This is a genomic window from Dyella marensis (assembly GCF_900112865.1).
GTDB lineage: Bacteria > Pseudomonadota > Gammaproteobacteria > Xanthomonadales > Rhodanobacteraceae > Dyella_D > Dyella_D marensis_A.
This window is the reverse complement of sequence record NZ_FONH01000004.1, coordinates 250,301-268,078: the sequence shown is the minus strand read 5'-3', so window position 1 is coordinate 268,078 and position 17,778 is coordinate 250,301. Positions and strand designations below refer to the sequence as shown.

Genomic DNA, 17,778 nt, shown 5'->3' with positions numbered 1-17,778 from the left:
CCCGTGACATTTCTTATAAGGATCGCCGCGCTTGGGCGGCGATTCCGTGGACAAGACGACACTTTAAGTTAGAAAAAGGCCCGCAAACAATAGTTGCGGCCGATATTTACAACGCATTGCTGCGAGAGGTTCTCGCAGCCGCCCCTCTTGACCGGCCTTGCTCAATGACTCTGGCCGGGAGCGGCCTTGGCGCTTTTCAGTTCCTGCAGCTGGCGGCGCAGGTCCGCGATGGCGCGGTCCTGCTCCTCCATCTTCTGGTCCGCCTGCTCGGTCCTGGCCTCCTGCGAGGCCACGTCGTGCTGCAGGCGCTGGACTTCGGCGTTCTTGCTGGCGACGTGCTGCTCGGTCTCGGCCTTGGGGGCTGCGGCCCCCTGCTGGGTGCCGGCCGCCGCCCAGGCGGGCAGCAGCGCGGTCGCGAGGCAGAACGCCAGGCGGGTCGGACGGACATGCATCAGAGATAATCCTCGATCAGGCGCTCGGCGATCTGCACCGCATTGAGCGCCGCGCCCTTGCGGATATTGTCCGAGACGATCCACAGGTCCAGGCCGCGCTCGTGCGAGATGTCCTCGCGGATGCGACCGACGAAGACCGGATCCTTGCCGGCCGCATCGCCCACCGGCGTGGGATAGCCGCCGGCCTTGCGCTCGTCCTGCACCACCACGCCCTCGGCTTTTTCCAGCAGCGCGCGGGCCTGTCCGGCGGTGATCTTGTCGCGGGTCTCGATGTGCACGGCTTCGGAATGGCCATAGAACACCGGCACGCGCACCGCGGTGGGATTCACCTGGATGGTTTCGTCCTCCAGGATCTTGCGGGTCTCCCAGACCATCTTCATTTCTTCCTTGGTGTAGCCGTTGTCCTGGAAGTCGTCGATGTGCGGGATCACGTTGAAGGCGATCTGCTTGGGAAACTTCGACCGTTCCACGTCCTGGAAATTGAGCAGCGCGGCGGTCTGCTTGCCGAGTTCTTCCATGCCCGAGCGACCCGCGCCGGAGACCGACTGGTAGGTCGCCACGTTGATGCGCTCGATGCCGGCCTGGCGGTGGATCGGCGCCAGCGCCACCAGCATCTGCATGGTCGAGCAGTTGGGATTGGCGATGATGCCGCGCACGGTGTAGCGGGCGATGGCGTGCGGATTGACCTCGCTGACCACGAGCGGGATGTCGTCCTGGTAACGGAACTCGGAGGTGTTGTCGATCACCACCGCGCCCGCCGCCGCCGCGCGCGGCGCGTGTTCGCGGCTGACCGAGCCGCCGGCGGAGAAGAAGGCGATGTCCACGCCGGTGAAGTCGTAGTCGGCAAGATTGCGCACGGTGACCGATTTGCCGGCGAAATCCACCTTGCCGCCCGCCGAACGCTCGCTGGCCAGCGGCACCAGCTCGCCGACCGGGAATTTGCGCTCCGCCAGGATAGCCAGCAGGGTTTCGCCCACGGCGCCTGTCGCGCCGACCATCGCCACCTTGTAGCTGCTCTTCTTGCTCATGTTCCGTTTTTCAGTAAAGGGACTCGGAGATCCGTCCGAACGGGGCCGAGATCCGCATCAGCGGAAATCTAGCCGGGGTTGAAGGCAAAACAATACGCGATCTGCCTGGGCGTGAATGGCATCACGCTTTGAAACAGCGCTTTTTAGGACCAGCGTTTCATCACTTCCGGATTGAGCGGCGCCGGCGGACGCCCGGCGCGGGGGCCGTGGCCCAGCGCAGCCAGCACATTATCCGCCGCCAGGGTAGCCATGGCGCGGCGCGTATCCGCACTGGCGCTGGCGATGTGCGGGCTCAACAGGACATTCTCGAGGCGCAGCAGGTCCGCATGCAGCGCCGGCTCGCCCTCGAACACGTCCAGCCCCGCCGCGCCCAGCCGCCCCTCGCGCAGCGCGGCGGCCAGCGCCGCGTCGTCCACGATGCCGCCGCGGGCCACATTGACCAGCACTGCGGTGGGCTTCATCAGCGCCAGCTCGGCCGCGCCGATGGCGTGATGGCTTTCGCGCGAATACGGCAGCACCAGGATCAGGTGATCGGCCCGGCGCAGCAGCTCGGCCTTGTCGACCAGGGTGGCACGGCATTCGCGCTCCACCGGCTCGGGCAGGCGCGAGCGGTTGTGATAGAGCACGTGCATGTCGAAGCCCGCGGCGCGGCGGGCGATGGCCTGGCCGATGCGGCCCATGCCGAGGATGCCCAGCGTCTTGCCGTGCACGTCGAAGCCCAGCCAGTCGTCGAAGCGCATGCCGCCGCGCCACTGCCCCGCGCGCAGCCAGCGCTCGGCGGCGCCCATGCGGCGCGCGGCACCGAGCATCAGCGCCCAGGCGTAGTCGGCCACGGTCTCGTTGAGCACGTCGGGGGTATTGCAGGCGAGGATGCCGGCGCGGGTCAGCGCGGGCAGATCGAGATTGTTGTAGCCGACCGCCAGGTTGGCGATCACGCGCAGGCGGCGGTTGCCTTCCACCGCCGCCGCGCCGACCGGGTCGGCCAGGCCGATCAGCGCCGCGTCCACCCCGGCCAGGTGTTCGCGCAGGGCTTCCGGCGAATGCCTGCGCTCCACCGCCTCGGCCTGGACGTCCACATATTCGGACAACCGCGCCAGCACTTCGGGGAACAGCGGGCGCGACACCCACACTTTCTGTCTTGCGGTCATGTACTCAACCGTATCGTGCCGCGCCGTGGACTCATGCCAGGCGCGGACTCACCTCGCCCACGTCGCCGCACTGGGCGCGATGGCGCAAGGCATGGTCCATCAGCACCAGGGCCATCATGGCCTCGGCGATCGGCGTGGCGCGGATGCCCACGCAGGGATCGTGGCGGCCCTTGGTGACCACCTCGACCGGCTCGCCGGCGAGGTTCACGCTGTGGCCGGGGATCAGGATGCTCGACGTCGGTTTCAGCGCGATCGAGGCGGTCACCGCCTGCCCCGTGCTGATGCCGCCAAGAATGCCGCCGGCATGATTGGAGGCGAAGCCGGCCGGGCTCATCTCGTCGCGATGCTCGCTGCCGCGCTGGGCCACCGCGGCGAAGCCGTCGCCGATCTCCACGCCCTTCACCGCATTGATCGACATCAGCGCGGCGGCGAGGTCGCCGTCGAGCTTGCCGTAGATCGGCTCGCCCCAGCCCGGCGGCACGCCGTCGGCCACCACGTTGACGCGCGCGCCGACCGAATCGCCGGACTTGCGCAGCGCATCCATGGCTTTTTCCAGGGCCGGCACCTGCGCCGCATGCGGCCAGAAGAACGGGTTCTGCTCCACCGCAGCCCAGTCGAAGCCCTGCGGCGCGATCTCGCCCAGCTGCGCCAGATAGCCGCGCACGCGCACGCCGTGGCGCTCGGCCAGCCATTTCTTGGCGATCACCGCGGCGGCCACGCGCATGGTGGTCTCGCGCGCTGAGGAACGCCCGCCGCCGCGCGGATCGCGGATGCCGTATTTCTGCCAGTAGCTGTAGTCGGCGTGGCCGGGGCGGAAGGTGTTGACGATGTCGCCGTAGTCCTTGCTGCGCTGGTCGGTGTTGCGGATCAGCAGCGCGATCGGCGTGCCGGTGGTGCGGCCCTCGTACACTCCGGACAGGATCTCCACGTCGTCCGCCTCGCGCCGCTGCGAGGTATGCCGGCTCTTGCCGGTGGCGCGGCGGTCGAGGTCGTTGCGGAATTCGCTCTCGTCGATCGCCAGCCCGGGCGGGCAGCCGTCGATCACGCAGCCGATGGCCGGACCGTGGCTTTCGCCGAAGGTGGTGACGGTGAAGATCTTGCCGAAGGAATTGCTGGACACGGGGCGGGCTTTTCCTGGGGACTAACCGCCCAAGCTTAGCGCGTGCGGCCCGCCCGGTCTGCGCCGGCGCGCAATTCGCGCGCCAGCAGGGCGAACACCAGGTCGTCGGCCCATTCGCCGCGCAGCCAGTAGCTCTCGCGGAAGTGCGCTTCCTGGCGCATGCCCAGCGAGCACAGCAGCGCCACGCTCGCCGTATTGCGCGGATCGACCGAGGCGACCGCGCGGTTGACGCCGCGCGCGAAGGCCCAGTCCAGCGCGGCGCGCACCGCTTCACTGGCGTAGCCCCGCCCCTGGCAGGCCGGAGCGATGGTGATGCCCAGCTCCACGTCGCCGTTCGCGTCGCCGCTCCTGTCGAGCCCGGGCAGGCACAGGCCCAGGTCGCCGATCAGCGTGCCGCTTTCGCGCAGGCGGACGGCGCGCTGCCACCAGTGACCGGGCATGGGCTCGGCGGCCAGCGCCTCGATCCATTCCGCGGCCTCCTCCAGCGAGGCCGGCTGCCAACCCTGGTAGCGCGCCACCTCGGGATCGCCGCGATAGGCGAACAGCGCCGCGGCGTCGCCGGACGTCAACGCATCGAGGCGCAGGCGCGGCGTCAGCAGTTCCACGGCTTCAGCCGTGACGCGCCCGTGCAGCGGCGCGGATGGCGTCGGCGTGCGCCAGCAGATCCCGGCGCTCCAGCGCGAACACGCCCATCGCGCCGACCTTGAACTCGATCCACACGAACGGGACTTCCGGCAGCAGCTCGACCAGCGCGTGCTCGCTCTCGCCCACCTCGACGATCAGCAGGCCGTCCTCGCTGAGGTAGTCGGCCGCTTCGTCCAGCATGCGCAGGCACAGGTCCAGGCCGTCCTCGCCCGAGGTGAGGCCGAGCTTGGGCTCGTGGCTGTATTCGCCCGGCAGCGCGGCGTATTCGGCCTCGGTGACATAGGGCGGGTTGGACACGATCAGGTCGTAGCGGCGGCCCTTGAGCCCGTTGAACAGGTCGGACCTGACCGCCTCGACGCGGCGCTCGACGTGCTGGAACACGATGTTCTCGCGCGCCAGCGAGAGCGCCTCGTCGCTGATGTCGACGATGTCGACCTGCCAGTCCGGGTTGTACTCGGCCATGGCAATGCCGATGCAGCCCGAGCCCGTGCACAGGTCCAGCGCGCGCTCGACCTGGCGATGCTCCAGCCACGGCTGGAAGCCCGACTCGATCAGCTCGGCGATCGGCGAGCGCGGCACCAGGGCGCGGCGGTCGCTCTTGAACTTCAGGCCGGCGAACCAGGTCTCGCCGACCAGGTAGGCCACCGGCAGGCGCTCGGCGATGCGCCGCTCGATCAGGCCCAGCACGCGCTCGCGCTCCTCGGCGGTGAGCTTGCCGGCGCCGTAGGCCGGCGGGATGTCCGGCGGCAGGTGCAGGCTGGCGAGCACCAGGTGGGTGGCCTCGTCGATGGGGTTGTCGTGGCTGTGGCCGAAGGTCAGCCCGGCGGCCGAGAAGCGGCTGGCGCCGTAGCGGATGAAATCGATGATGGAGGCGAGTTCGGCGGTCACGGCGGCCAGGGTCTGCGGCTGGAGGATCGCCAAGTATAGCCGCTGGGGCGCCGGGTCCGGCTTCCGACTGGCGGGAAAGGCGGGGCTGCCCGATATACTGGCCGGATGACTTTCAAAGTGCTCCTGCAATACCTCCTGCCCCATCGCGCGCTGTCGCGGGTGGTCTACTGGGCCACGCGCTGGACCTTCGCGCCGTGGAAGAACTTTCTGATCGGGCAGATCGTGCGCCGCTACCAGGTCGACATGGCCCAGGCCGCGCAGCCGGATCCGTTCGCCTACCAGCATTTCAATGCCTTCTTCACCCGCAAGCTGCGGCCCGACGCGCGCCGCGCCGACGCCGATCCGCAGGCCCTGCTCAGCCCGGCCGACGGACGCATCAGTCAGTCCGGGCGCATCGTCGAGGGGCGCATCTTCCAGGCCAAGGGCCAGGAATACACCGCCGCGGAACTGCTCGGCGACGAGGCCGCCGCCGCGCCGTACCGCAACGGCCGCTTCGCCACCATCTATCTGTCGCCGCGCGACTACCACCGCGTGCACATGCCGCTGGCGGGCACGCTGAAGGAAACCGTGCACGTGCCCGGGCGCATCTTCAGCGTGGCGCCGTTCGCGGTGGAGGCGATCCCGCGCCTGTTCGCGCGCAACGAGCGCCTGGTCTGCCATTTCGAGAGCGAGCGCGGCCCGTTCGTGGCGGTGATGGTGGGCGCGATCCTGGTCTCCTCGGTCGCCACCGTGTGGGATGGCCTGGTGATCCCGCCGTATGCCTCGTCGATCCGCCGCAAGTCGTTCGCCGGCCAGAACATTTCGCTGGAGCGCTGCGGCGAGATGGCACGCTTCAACATGGGCTCGACGGTGATCCTGCTGCTGCCCGACGGCATGGCCGAATTCGACGAGCTGCAGCCGCAGCAGGTAGTCAATGTGGGCCAGCGCCTGGGCCGTCTTATCCGTTGAGGCCACCGAAGTGACGCGCCGTGTCGTTTTGTGACCTTTTTGGCGCACGACGAAACGGCGCGCCGCTATCCTCCATCACTATTCGCCGGCGCGTGGATGCGCGCCTTCCCGAATCCGCGACTGGAGGAACCGCATGCGCATCGTCAGCCAGATCATCGCCATCAGCCGCGCCCGCCAACTGAGCCGGCAGTTCCGCGAGATCGAGCGCATCGTGCACAGCCTGCCCCGCCGCACGCGCGCCCAGTTGGGCACGCTGACCCTGCGCGAGATCGGCCAGGCCTCGCGCAGCGAGTTCCCCCATCTCTACGGCACCTCGCCGGGCCAGCGCTACCTGCCGTGGGGCGAAGGCACCGACGTCGGCTACGCGCGCGCCCGCTCGGAGAACGCCGAGATCGCCATCCGCGGCGTCGCGCTGTGGCTGGCGGTGGCCTTCCACGAGACCAAGGATTCCCCGCACCTCAAGCTGCAGCTGCAGCACCGCCACCTGCTGAAGGTGCTGCACGGCCTGAAGGAAGCGCACCGCAGCAGCGCCGAGGCGCCGATGAGCGGCAACAGCCTGGCGGCTGCCTGAGGCAGGGCCGGCGTAGGTTGGGGTGAGCCGCAGGCGAACCCCAACGTGAAGCGCCACGCATCGTTGGGGTTCGCCTGCGGCTCACCCCAACCTACGGCGCGACTTTCGGATTAGCGGCAGGCCGGCAGCTTCAGCGTCTGCCCCGGCTTGATGTGCTGCTGCCGGATGCCGTTGAGCTGCGCCACTTCCTGCACGTCCGAGCAGCCCAGCTTGCGCACGATGCCGACCAGGGTGTCGCCGCGCTTCACCGTATAGCTGCGCGACTTCGTCGAAGACGAACGCGACGGCGCCGGCTCCGGCGCCGCGGCGACCACCGGGATCACCGCCGTATGCAGGTCGTTGGCCAGGATCGGCCAGGGGCCGTCGGCGCAGCGCGCGGCATAGGGCTGTTCCAGCAGCTTGGGCACCACCAGCCGGGTACCCGACGGCAGCGCGGCCTGCGGGTCGACGCGCGGATTGAGGTTGCGCAGGGTGCGGAACCAGCCGCTCTCCATGCCGCCGGCCGAACCCAGACACACGGTCAGCTCGCTCAGCGAGGCCGGCCGCTTCAGCGTGACGTTGCCCGGCACGCCGTCCACCTTGGGGAAGCGCAGGTTGTAGCTGTCCGGATGCAGGAACAGCCACGCCGCCGCCAGCACCGCCGGCACGTAGTCGCGGGTTTCCTGCGAGAGCTGGTTGTAGATGCGCGGGTCGTAGAAGCTGACCGCGGTGTCGTCGCCGACCAGGCGGCGCATGCGGCCTTCGCCGCCGTTGTATGCGGCCAGGGTCACTTCGAGGTTGTTGTTGAAGATGCCCAGCTGCTCGTCCAGGTATTCGGCGTTGGCGCGCGCGGCCAGGGCCGGATCGAAGCGCTCGTCGAAGCCGCCGTCGCTGGTCAGGCCGAAGCGCAGGCCGGTGGCGTACATGAACTGCAGCGGCCCCGCCGCGCCCGAGCGCGATACAGCATGCACCTTGCCGCCGGATTCCTTGGCCATGATGCCGAACAGCACCGCTTCGGGCAGGTCGCGGCTCTGGTAGGCCGGCCACATCTGGTAGCGCATGTACTGATAGTTGACGTAGGCGTCCATCAGGCTGGAGCGCCACTGGGTCAGCCACATTTCCAGCGCCGCCTTCACCGGGCCGTTCATGGCGATCAGCTCGGACAGCTTCTGGCCGTGCAGCAGGGTCACGCTGCGCTGCGCCTGCGGCAGGCTGGCCGCGCCGGTCTTGCCGGCGGTGGCGGAGCCTTCGGGCGTCTGCTCGCCGCTCACTTCCACGTCGTCGCCGAGCGAGAAGCTGCCGTCCTTCAGGCGCAGCAGGCGGTCGTACACCGCGAAGAAGCGCTGCGGATCGCAACCCGGGCTGTTGCCGCACTGCGCCGAGGCGCGCTTGAGCTGTTCCAGCGAACTCGACAGCGTCTGCTGCGAGGCCTGCGCATTGCCTTCGCGCGCCTGCTGCAGCGCCGTGTCGTAGCCCTTGCTGGCCTGGTCCAGCTGCGCGTACAGCGCATTCACCTGCGCCGAGGGCTCGGCTGCCTTGTTGCCGCCCGCGCTCGCGCAGCCGGCCAGCGCACCGAGCGCCGCGAAGAGTGGAGCCAGGCGCAGGGCGCGAACGTGAGGTGTTGCCGGCATGAGGGCTGTCGCGTGTCGAAAACGCCGACAATAGCCGCCGCAAGCATCGGGCTCAACTGAAAAATTCCGCCGCGCCCTGGACCGCGCACGCTTGGCTACAATCGCCCGGCCTTACACGGACGGATCCTCATGACTGACATTCTGATCGGCCGCAACGACAGCACCAGCGTCGAACTCGACCCGCACTACGGCAACCGGCACGGGATGATCGCCGGCGCCACCGGCACCGGCAAATCGGTCTCGCTGATGGTGCTGGCCGAAGGCTTCTCGCGGCTGGGCGTGCCCTGCTTCCTGGCCGACGCCAAGGGCGACCTGGCCGGCCTGTCGATGGCGGCGGGCGAACCGGGCGACAAGCTCAAGGCGCGCCTCGCCAGGCTGGATCTGAAGGACTGGAAGCCGCAGGCCAATCCGGTGATCTTCTGGGACATCTACGGCAAGCTCGGCCATCCGGTGCGCGCCACCATCAGCGAGATGGGCCCCACCCTGCTCGGCCGCGTCCTGGAATTGAACGACACCCAGGAAGGCGTGCTCGAAATCATCTTCAAGCTCGCCGACGACAATGGCTGGCTGCTGCTGGACCTGGCCGACCTGCGCGCCCTGCTCGGCTTTGCCGCCGAGCACGCCAAGGACATCTCCACCCAGATCGGCCTGATCAGCACGCAAAGCATTGCCGCGATCCAGCGCGCCGTGCTGAAGCTGGAACAGGACGGCGCCGACCAGTTCTTCGGCGAGCCGGCGCTGGAGCTGGCCGACCTGATGCGCCAGGACATGAGCGGCCGCGGCGTGATCAATGTGCTGGCCGCGGACCAGCTGATCCTCAAGCCGCGCCTGTATTCCACCTTCCTGCTGTGGCTGCTGTCGGAGTTGTTCGAGCAGCTGCCGGAAGTGGGCGACCTGGAGCAGCCGAAGATGGTGTTCTTCTTCGACGAGGCGCACCTGCTGTTCGACGACGCGCCGCCGGCGCTGCTGCAGCGCGTGGAACAGGTGGTGCGGCTAATCCGTTCCAAGGGCGTGGGCGTGTATTTCTGCTCGCAGAATCCGGACGACGTGCCGGGCACCATCCTTGGCCAGCTCGGCAACCGCGTGCAGCACGCGCTGCGCGCGTTCACGCCGCGCGACCAGAAGGCGGTGAAGGCGGCGGCGGAAACCTTCGCGCCGAACTCGCAGCTCGACGTCAGCGACGCGATCACCAAGCTCGCCGTGGGCGAGGCGCTGGCCTCGACCCTGCGCGAGGGCGGCGTGCCCTCGCCGGTACAGCAGGTGCTGGTGACCTCGCCCACCTCGCGCATCGGCGCCATCACCGAAGCGGAGCGCACGACGGTACGCCAGCGCTCGCCGGTCGGCGGCAAGTACGACAACGCGGTCAATCGCGAATCGGCAGCGGAAATGCTGGCCGCGCGCGCTGGCGAGAAAGTCGCGACCGCGGCGCCGGCCGGCAAGGGCGAAGCCGCCGCCAGCCAGGGGCCGGGCTGGGGCGATGCGGTGCGCGACGTGCTGCTCGGCAACGGCCGCCGCCAGGGCGTGATCGAGGCGATGGCCAAGTCGGCCACGCGCAGCATCGGCTCGCGGCTGGGCACGCAGATCGTGCGCGGCGTACTGGGCAGCATCTTCGGGGGCAAGCGCTGAGCGCGCCGCCATGCCGAAGATCGCCACGGTTTCCTCCAATAAACCCTTCGCCGAGCGCCTGCCCGCCGCGTTCGTCTATCCGCTGCGCGGCGGCGCGCTGGCCAGCTGCGTGGCGCTTACGCTGGCGCACTACGTCGGCCTGCTGCCGAGCCTGATCGGCGCGCTCGGCACGCTGGCGGTGTGGGCGGCGACCTGGCGCTACGCCTCCGATTGCATGATGCACACCGCCAACGGCTTCGCCGACCCGCCGGACGTGGGGCTGGGCGGCAACGAATCCGCCGGCTGGGCGCTGACCGCGATCCACTTCCTGGTGGCGGCGCTGTGCATCGTCTCGGCGGTGTTCTTCCCCGGCGCGCTGTGGCCGATCCTGCTGGTCGCGGTGCTGGTGCTGCCGGCGATCGACATGACGCTGGCGTTCGAAGGCAACCTGGCGGCGGCACTCAATCCCGCGCAGGTGTTCCGCGTGATCGCCGGCTTCGGCCTGGCCTACCTGATCCCGGTGGCGATCAACCTGCTGGTGGCGGTGCTGGTGGTGCTCGCCGCCGCGGCCACCGGCTCAATGCCGCGGCTGGTCGCGATGCCGCTGTATGCGTTCGCCTACACCTACCTGATCGTGCTCGGCTTCCACCTGATGGGCGCGATGATCCACGAGCGGCACGAACAGTTCGGCATCGAGCTGGAGTCCGAGCGGCTGGTCGCCTCCAGCGGCCAGGACGAGGACAGCCGCCTGCTCGAAGCCGTGCGCGAGCGCGCCGCCGAACAGCCGCGCGCCGCCATCGACATGCTGGTGGCGCGGCTGCAGGACCGCAGCGCGCCGCCGTCGCTGCACCAGGCTTATCGCCAGCTGCTGCGCCAGGAAGGCCTGCGCGAGGCGCTGCTGGTGCATGGCCAGATCTGGACGGCCGCCTTGCTGGCCGGCAACGACGGCAAGCGCGCGCTGGGCCTGGTGCAGGAATGCATCGATATCGACCCGGCGTTCCTGCCCGACGATCCCGCGACCGCCGGTCCGCTGGCGGAGCTGGCCGCGCGCATGGGCATGAGCCGCCTCGCGGCGAAGCTGTGCAAGGGTTACCTGGCGAAGTGGCCGCGCACGCCGGAAGCGCCACGCATCGGCCTGCTCGCCGCGCAGCAGCTCGGCCTGCGGCTGGACCTGCCGGCCGAAGCGCTGGTGCTGGTGCGCAAGCTGGTCGCCGCCTTCCCGGAGCATCCGGTGCAGGCGGAACTGCTCGCGCTCGAACGGCAACTGCTGGAAACCCCTCGCGCCCCATGAGCCGCTGGCGACCACCCTCACCGTCCTCGACCGCGATCATCACGCGCGACGGCTTCGAGAAGCTCAAGAGCGAACTGGACCATCTGTGGCACACGCTGCGGCCGGAGGTGGTCAAGGCGCTGGCCGCGGCGGCGGCCGAAGGCGACCGTTCCGAGAACGCCGAATACACCTATCGCAAGAAGCAGCTCGGCGAGATCGATCGCCGCGTGCGCTACCTCAGCAAGCGGATTCCCGCGCTGAAAGTGGCCGAGGGCGCGCCGGCGGATCGCGAGGCGGTGTTCTTCGGGGCGCGCATCGAGCTGGAGAACGTCGATTCCGGCGAGGCGGTGATCTATCGCATCGTCGGGCCCGACGAGACCGATGCGAGGGCCGGCTGGATCAGCATCGACTCCCCGCTGGCGCGGGCAGTACTGAAGAAGCGCGTGGACGACGAGTTCGAAGCGGAACTGCCCGGTGGGCGGACGCGTTTTGCGATCGTGTCGGTGGAGTACTGAGCGCGCCGCATCGAGCGCTGGCGTCACATCAAGCCGTCATCCCGGCGCAGGCCGGGATCCAGTAGCGACCACGCCGCGTCGTGGCGCAATCGCTACCGGTAGCTCTTTTGAAGCGGCGTCCCGACGCTGCGCGACCATCAAGCGATATCACCACTGGATCCCGGCCTGCGCCGGGATGACGCTCGAGAGAGTTTGCCGCAAGAACCGTGGACTACTTGGCCCCTTCGCTCATCTGCGCCGCGATCTGCTGCTGGTGCGATTCGAAGAACGCCACGTTGGCCGTATTGACCTTCGACTGGTCGATGGTCTTGGCCAGGTTGGGATCGCTGCGCGCCTGCACCGCCAGCGCAGCATTCATCAGCGCGAGGTTGGCCAGCAGGAATTCGCGTGGCGTGAAGCCGTGCTTCTGCACCAGCGGGGCGAGCTTGGCGTCGCCGCCGACGGCATAGCTGGCCAGGTCGTCCAGGTTGCGCACCTTGGCCGGATCGGGCGCGGGCTGCGGGCGGATGTTCTGTGCACGGGCTTCCTTGGTCACGGCGAGCAGGCGGCCGAGCACATCCTCGTTGAGCGTGTAGTTCTTGATCGCCAACTGGTCCGCGGCGGGCAGTTCCGGACCGCTCGCCTGCGGCGCCGGCGGCGGAGCGGACTGCGGTTGCGGCGAGGCCTGCGGTCGCGGGCTGGCCTGTGCAGCGGCAGGCAGCGGCGACAGCGCCGCGGCGCCCATCAGCGAGAGCGCGAACAGCCAGCGCATGGAAGCGCCGCGACGGCGCGCTTGGTGGTGAGTCATGCGAGATCTCCTGGTGGCATGGCAACGCTTCACCCTACGGGTCGAGCATGAACCGCACCTGCCCAGGCGGTCTGTAGGTCGGGGTGAGCGCAGCGGACCCCAACAGAGCGGCAAAGCGCCTAATGCGCCTGCAATTGCTGCAGCACCTGCCGGTGATCCGCCTCGACCTGGCGCAGCCGCGCGTCGCGCGCCGCATCACTGACCCAGCGCCCATGCAGGGCCTGCTGCCGTTGCAAGGTGTATTCCATGTCCGAGAAGGAACGCAGCACCAGGCTGCTGGCGGGGACGAAGCCGGCGAGATCCGGAATGCGCGCGAGATTGTCGCGCTCGCGCTCGCCCGCGGCGCCGCCGCCCTTGCCGTAGCCCAGCATGAAATCCATCAACTGCTTGCGCAGCGCCGGCTCCATGCCGGCGCGCACCACCAGCACGCCGGAGGGAATCAGGCTGGAGCGCCAGATCACTTTCAGCTGTGCGGCCTGGTCGGGGAAGTTGCGGCGGAACAGGTCCAGGTCCGGATTGTTGCCGCTGGCCACGTCCACTTCGCCGTTGACCACCGCCAGCGCATTGTTCTGGTGATTGCCCACGCGCACGCGGGCGAAAAAGGTGTCGGAATTGAGCCCGCGCGGCGCGAACACCTCGGCCTCGGGCGCGACGTAGCCGGTGACGGACAAGGGCTCGCCGCGTGCGTAGCGCCAGCGTCCCGGATGCGCGAGCAGGCTGTCCAGGTCATGGATCGGGCCGTCGGCGCGCACGATCAGCAAGGCCACGTTGCCCCGGGCGCCGTCGTTGCGCTGGAACTGCGCGAACACGCTCATATGCTGGCGCAGCACCGCCTCGACGGCGAGCCGGCCGGACAGGAAGGCGATGTCCACGCGCTGGTCGCCGATCGCGCCGGACAGGCCGGCATAGCTGCTCACCGAGACGGTGGTGATCGGATGGCCCAGGCGCTTTTCCAGGTCAGCCAGCAGCGGGCGCCACTGCTCGCGCGATTCGGCTGCGCTGCCGATCGGCAGGATGCCGAAGCGGATCGGCTCGACCGCATCGGCCGCCAGCGCGGCGACCGGCAGCCAGCAAGCCAGCCCCAGCAGCAGGTTCCGGATCCGCCGCAGCCGCCCGCCCGATCGCCCTGACGTTCTCGCGTCCATAAGAACCGCCCCCGATTTGCCCCGGCGTTTATATAGCCGCGAAGCCCTCCGATGGGCAATCGTTCCGGCGCCTCAGGCCAGCATGGGCGGATAGCGCCGCCCCTCGCGCAGGGGCTGGTAGCACTCGGCGCTGCGATGAAAGGACTCCGCGCCGTTGTCCGGATGCCAGCCCGGAATGCCGGACAGCGGCAGCGGGCGCAGTTCCAGCGGATCGCGCAGCAGCGCGCCCGCGGCAATGCCCGCCGCGCAGCGCGCCGCGACCGGCTCCGCCGCCCCGGTACAGGCGAAGACCAGGGCCTTGCCCACCAGCAGCTTGCCGGCGGTCAGCGCGTGCTCCAGCAGGGCATGGCCGAAGACCTCGACGCAGATCGTGCCGTCCAGCCAGGCCTCGCGCCGGCGCCAGAACAGGCCATGCCAGTCGTGGGCGTCCCACAGATCCAGCAGCGCGGGATCGCGCAGCGCGACCAGCACGCCGGCTTCGTCGAAATGGGTCAGCGCGTACTGCGGCCGGGAGCGCTCGCGCGGCCCCATGTGCGCGATCTCCGCCACCTGTTGCGCGTTCAAGGCGCGCTTGATGGCCGGATAGCGCAGCCACACCAGCGCATTGAACAGGTCGTGCCAGTTCGCTTCGCGGGTGGCGATCCGGCCGTGCACGTGGATGCGCTGCTCGTAATGCAGGCCGTCGTCGAGCAAGGCGCGCGTCTGCGCCACGAAACGCTCGGGCGCGCCGGCGGGCAGCTGCGCATCGAGCGCCGCTACCTCGGGCCAGCCCTCGCCGCGCAGCAGCGTGGCGTATTCGCTCCAGGCCGCCAGCGGCTGCCGCTCGAACACGATCGGATCGACCGAGCCTCGCGCGGGCGCCACGTAGCGCATGGCGAAACCTCAGCCGGCGAGGCGCGCGTGCAGGTCGTGCTCGTCCGCCGCCTCGACCACCACGTCGACGAACTGGCCCGGTTTCAGGAGCTGGCCCGGCTGCAATGGGCCATGGGCGATGCGGACGACACCGTCGATTTCCGGCGCGTCGGCCGCGGAACGCGCGATCGCGCCATCGGCACCGGCTTCATCGACCAGCACCTGGATGGTCCGCCCGATCTTGCGCTGCAGCTTGGCGGCCGAGATTTCCGCCTGCACCGCCATGAACTGCTCCAGGCGGTCTTCCTTCAGTTCCTCGGACACCGCGCCCGGCAGCTCGTTGGCCTTGGCGCCGTCCACCGGCGAATAGGCGAACGCGCCGACGCGGTCCAGCTCGGCTTCGCGCAGGAAGTCCAGCAGCTCTTCGAATTCCGCGTCCGTCTCGCCGGGGAAGCCGACGATGAAGGTGCTGCGGATGGTCAGCTCCGGCACCGCCTTGCGCCAATTGCGGATGCGCTCCAGCGTCTTGTCGATGTTGCCCGGCCGCTTCATCAGCTTGAGGATGCGCGGGCTGGCGTGCTGGAACGGGATATCCAGATACGGCAGCAGCTTGCCGTCCGCCATCAGCTGCATTACCTCGTCCACGTGCGGATACGGGTAGACGTAGTGCAGGCGCGTCCACACGCCGAGTTCCGACAGGCCTTCGCACAGCTCGGTCATGCGCGTGCGGTAGCTCTTGTCGCGCCACTGGCGCTCGGCGTACTTCAGGTCCACGCCGTAGGCGCTGGTGTCCTGCGAAATCACCAGCAGTTCCTTCACGCCGCCCTTGACCAGGCGCTCGGCTTCGACCAGCACTTCGTCGATCGGACGCGAGACCAGGTCGCCGCGCATCGAGGGGATGATGCAGAAGCTGCAGCGGTGGTTGCAGCCTTCGGAAATCTTCAAGTACGCGTAATGCTTCGGCGTGAGCTTGATGCCGGTGTCCGGGATAATGTCCAGCAACGGATTGCGCTGCGGCGGCAAGGTGGCATGCACCGCGTTCATCACGCTGGCGTAGTCCTGCGGGCCGGTGATCGCCAGCACGTCCGGATAGGCTTCGCGGATCAGCTCCGAGCGCTTGCCCAGGCAGCCGGTGACGATGACCTTGCCGTTCTCGTGCAGCGCCTCGCCGATCGCATCCAGCGACTCCTGCACGGCCGCATCGATAAAGCCGCAGGTATTGACCACCACCGCGTCTGCCGCGCCGTAGCTGGGCACGATCTCGTAGCCCTCGACCTTGAGCTGGGTGAGGATGCGCTCGGAATCGACCAGCGCCTTGGGGCAGCCGAGGCTGACGAAACCGATTTTCTGGGTGGCCTGGGACATGACCTGGGAACCGTTAAGGGATTGGCAAACAGGGAATTATAGCCGAACCCGGCTACCCCGCACGGGCTGGCGCCCAGCCCGGCTCAGGACGTCCATTCCTCGGTGTAGGCATAACGCGTGGGCCGCAGCGACATGTATTGCACGACGCGCGGCCGCTGCGCCCGGTTCGGGCTGCTGCCGTGCGGCAGCAGGTGATGCCAGATGACCATGTCGCCGCGCCGGGCATCGATGGGCCGCATGGTCAGGGTGCGCCGCGCGTGATCGTTCGGGTTCACGCCGGCCGGAACGCTTTTCAGCCACGACTTCAGCTCGCGATGGAAGCCCGGCACGCAGCTGAAGGCGCCCTGGTCGGCGGCCACGTCGGCGAGATAGAGGATGCCCTGCAGTTCCAGGCAGTGCGGTTCGGCGAGCGTGCTGTCCCAGTGCAGATGAGGCCCGGGAAACATCCAGTCCGGGCGCTCCGGCGGATTGAATCCCACCTGGTCGATGGTGACCCACAGGTCCTCGCGGCCCCACAGCTGCGCGTGGGCCTTGTGGATGCGCGGCGAGCGGCGATTGGCCACGACCGCCGGATGGCGCAGCAGCGGCACCCAGATGGAATGGCCCAGGGATTGGCGATACCAGGACTCGGGGTCGTCGCGGTGCATCCCGAGAAAATCGTAGATGGCCAGCTCGGTGCTTTCCGCCGCTTCCGGGCTGATCGCGTTGCGCAGGATGACGTAGCCGTGCTCGTCCCAGTGCGCAAGGTCGTCGGCGCTCAGGCCTTCGATGCCGTCGAGATCGCCGACTTCCGCGCCGACCGCCTCGCCGGCCAAGGCGCGCCGCAAGCGATCCAGCGCGGCGTCTTCGAATTCGCCCCCATTGCGCTCACAGATCCAGGCTTCGAATTGCGCAAAGCCCGGCTTGTGCTGATGCAGATAGCGCAGGGTTTCCAGCACATTGAGACGCAGGCCCGCCAGCAAGGTCTTCACGACATCCTGCGGCAGCGGCGCCGCCGATCCCGGCGCGCACTGGCAAGCCCAATACGTATGCAACTCCTCGATACCAAGCCCTGCTGCCGTCTCGACCATCGTGCCCCCCGACACTTCGACGCTGTTCCAGCTGCGCGGCTCCGCCGGCAGCTTCAGTAATCGCGAATATCCAGCGCAATGAAGCAGCGTGCGCTATAGCCCTGCCCGCTCGACGGCCAGGCCAGCTGGGCGAGCAGGCGATCGCCGCCCGGCCATGGCTGGTTGTCCAGCAAGGCCTCGGCCAGCACCGAACCGTCGTCGGCGCGGCGATAGAACAGGCGGATCCAGTGCAATTCGCCGCTCAGCGCTTCGTTGCGCAAGGCATCCTGCAAGCCCGCCGACAAGCCATCCGGAGCAGGCACGCCGTCGCGGCTGAAGGCCAAGGGGCCGATGAAGACATCCCAGCTGCGCACGCCGAATTCCCAGTTGTGCAACTGGATGCGCCGATCGTCGGTGACGTACCAGCATGCCGCCAGCAGGACATGCAGGACGTTACGCTCGAACGCTTGCAGCGCATCGCGCGCGCCCGCATCGCCGCGGCCATGGCCGGCGAAACTTTCCTCGATCTGGCGCTCTTCGCTGATCACCACGTCGACATCCAGCCGGCCCGGCTCGCCTTGCGCACCGTCGTGCCAACTGGCGCGCACGGCGGGGAAATCGCCGTCGGTGACCAGCCAGTCGTCCTCGTCCGGCTCCAGCTCCACGTCGTGGCGCTCGAACAGGCGGAGCAGATCGGTTTGCACGGAGTGGCCGTTCATCGAAAAATCCTGGGCGGTAAGCCGCGATAGCCTCTCATAAATGCACAGCCGCTCCCAACCC

The 17,778-nt window shown here is 68.8% G+C and carries 18 protein-coding genes; 5 read left to right on the top strand and 13 right to left on the bottom strand.

Annotated features, from left to right (window positions below):
- Positions 1 to 161: 161 nt before the first annotated feature.
- The 6 genes from BM172_RS09140 to prmB all read right to left on the bottom strand — a co-directional run bounded on the left by BM172_RS09140 (position 162) and on the right by prmB (position 5,281).
- On the bottom strand, positions 162 to 452 hold the full coding sequence (locus BM172_RS09140; RefSeq protein WP_051548269.1) for a hypothetical protein: 291 nt from the start codon (positions 450 to 452) through the stop codon (positions 162 to 164).
- Positions 452 to 1,480, bottom strand: a complete 1,029-nt coding sequence (locus BM172_RS09135; RefSeq protein WP_026633144.1) for an aspartate-semialdehyde dehydrogenase — start codon at positions 1,478 to 1,480, stop codon at positions 452 to 454. The genes BM172_RS09140 and BM172_RS09135 overlap by 1 nt, the downstream gene beginning before the upstream one ends.
- 143 nt (positions 1,481 to 1,623) lie before the next feature.
- Positions 1,624 to 2,628: a 2-hydroxyacid dehydrogenase gene (locus BM172_RS09130; protein WP_026633143.1), complete on the bottom strand. Its 1,005-nt coding sequence runs from the start codon at positions 2,626 to 2,628 to the stop codon at positions 1,624 to 1,626.
- 31 nt (positions 2,629 to 2,659) lie between these two features.
- Positions 2,660 to 3,748 (bottom strand): chorismate synthase, encoded by a 1,089-nt coding sequence (aroC, locus tag BM172_RS09125; protein WP_026633142.1) that lies wholly within the window; start codon positions 3,746 to 3,748, stop codon positions 2,660 to 2,662.
- A 35-nt stretch (positions 3,749 to 3,783) separates the two neighbouring features.
- Complete coding sequence (locus tag BM172_RS09120; protein WP_026633141.1) at positions 3,784 to 4,353, bottom strand: GNAT family N-acetyltransferase; 570 nt, start codon at positions 4,351 to 4,353, stop codon at positions 3,784 to 3,786.
- Between the two features lie 4 nt (positions 4,354 to 4,357).
- Positions 4,358 to 5,281, bottom strand: coding sequence for a 50S ribosomal protein L3 N(5)-glutamine methyltransferase (prmB, locus tag BM172_RS09115; protein ID WP_026633140.1), 924 nt, complete (start codon positions 5,279 to 5,281; stop codon positions 4,358 to 4,360).
- Between the two features lie 105 nt (positions 5,282 to 5,386).
- On the opposite strand from prmB, the gene asd reads away from it, so the two are divergent.
- Positions 5,387 to 6,229 (top strand): archaetidylserine decarboxylase, encoded by an 843-nt coding sequence (gene asd, locus BM172_RS09110; protein WP_026633139.1) that lies wholly within the window; start codon positions 5,387 to 5,389, stop codon positions 6,227 to 6,229.
- A gap of 133 nt (positions 6,230 to 6,362) precedes the next feature.
- Positions 6,363 to 6,800 (top strand): hypothetical protein, encoded by a 438-nt coding sequence (locus BM172_RS09105; protein ID WP_026633138.1) that lies wholly within the window; start codon positions 6,363 to 6,365, stop codon positions 6,798 to 6,800.
- 110 nt (positions 6,801 to 6,910) lie between these two features.
- On the opposite strand, the gene BM172_RS09100 is transcribed toward BM172_RS09105, so the two are convergent.
- Positions 6,911 to 8,410, bottom strand: coding sequence for a transglycosylase SLT domain-containing protein (locus BM172_RS09100; RefSeq protein ID WP_026633137.1), 1,500 nt, complete (start codon positions 8,408 to 8,410; stop codon positions 6,911 to 6,913).
- 129 nt (positions 8,411 to 8,539) lie between these two features.
- Here BM172_RS09100 and BM172_RS09095 point away from each other — a divergent pair, with 129 nt between their 5' ends.
- The 3 genes from BM172_RS09095 to greB are packed head-to-tail and all read left to right on the top strand — an operon-like array spanning position 8,540 to position 11,800.
- Positions 8,540 to 10,036 carry a helicase HerA-like domain-containing protein gene (locus tag BM172_RS09095; protein WP_026633136.1) on the top strand — a complete coding sequence of 499 codons (1,497 nt, stop codon included), beginning with the start codon at positions 8,540 to 8,542 and terminating at the stop codon, positions 10,034 to 10,036.
- Positions 10,037 to 10,046: 10 nt separating this feature from the next.
- A complete protein-coding gene (locus BM172_RS09090; RefSeq protein WP_026633135.1) occupies positions 10,047 to 11,306 on the top strand; it encodes a hypothetical protein in 1,260 nt (419 codons plus the stop codon).
- Positions 11,303 to 11,800, top strand: coding sequence for a transcription elongation factor GreB (gene greB / locus BM172_RS09085; RefSeq protein ID WP_026633134.1), 498 nt, complete (start codon positions 11,303 to 11,305; stop codon positions 11,798 to 11,800). Before BM172_RS09090 ends, greB begins: the two co-directional genes overlap by 4 nt.
- 211 nt (positions 11,801 to 12,011) lie before the next feature.
- On the opposite strand, the gene BM172_RS09080 is transcribed toward greB, so the two are convergent.
- The 6 genes from BM172_RS09080 to BM172_RS09055 all read right to left on the bottom strand — a co-directional run bounded on the left by BM172_RS09080 (position 12,012) and on the right by BM172_RS09055 (position 17,717).
- The gene (locus BM172_RS09080) at positions 12,012 to 12,587 is read right to left on the bottom strand and encodes a hypothetical protein (RefSeq protein WP_026633133.1); all 576 of its coding nucleotides are present in this window, start codon (positions 12,585 to 12,587) and stop codon (positions 12,012 to 12,014) included.
- 119 nt (positions 12,588 to 12,706) lie between these two features.
- Positions 12,707 to 13,732: a phosphate/phosphite/phosphonate ABC transporter substrate-binding protein gene (gene phnD, locus BM172_RS09075; RefSeq protein WP_026633132.1), complete on the bottom strand. Its 1,026-nt coding sequence runs from the start codon at positions 13,730 to 13,732 to the stop codon at positions 12,707 to 12,709.
- Positions 13,733 to 13,804: 72 nt separating this feature from the next.
- Positions 13,805 to 14,605 carry a DUF3025 domain-containing protein gene (locus BM172_RS09070; RefSeq protein WP_026633131.1) on the bottom strand — a complete coding sequence of 267 codons (801 nt, stop codon included), beginning with the start codon at positions 14,603 to 14,605 and terminating at the stop codon, positions 13,805 to 13,807.
- 9 nt (positions 14,606 to 14,614) lie between these two features.
- Positions 14,615 to 15,949 (bottom strand): 30S ribosomal protein S12 methylthiotransferase RimO, encoded by a 1,335-nt coding sequence (rimO, locus tag BM172_RS09065; RefSeq protein WP_026633130.1) that lies wholly within the window; start codon positions 15,947 to 15,949, stop codon positions 14,615 to 14,617.
- Between the two features lie 83 nt (positions 15,950 to 16,032).
- Positions 16,033 to 16,920: a phytanoyl-CoA dioxygenase family protein gene (locus BM172_RS09060; protein WP_051548268.1), complete on the bottom strand. Its 888-nt coding sequence runs from the start codon at positions 16,918 to 16,920 to the stop codon at positions 16,033 to 16,035.
- A gap of 152 nt (positions 16,921 to 17,072) precedes the next feature.
- Positions 17,073 to 17,717, bottom strand: a complete 645-nt coding sequence (locus BM172_RS09055) for a DUF6348 family protein (protein WP_026633129.1) — start codon at positions 17,715 to 17,717, stop codon at positions 17,073 to 17,075.
- Positions 17,718 to 17,778 lie beyond the last annotated feature (61 nt).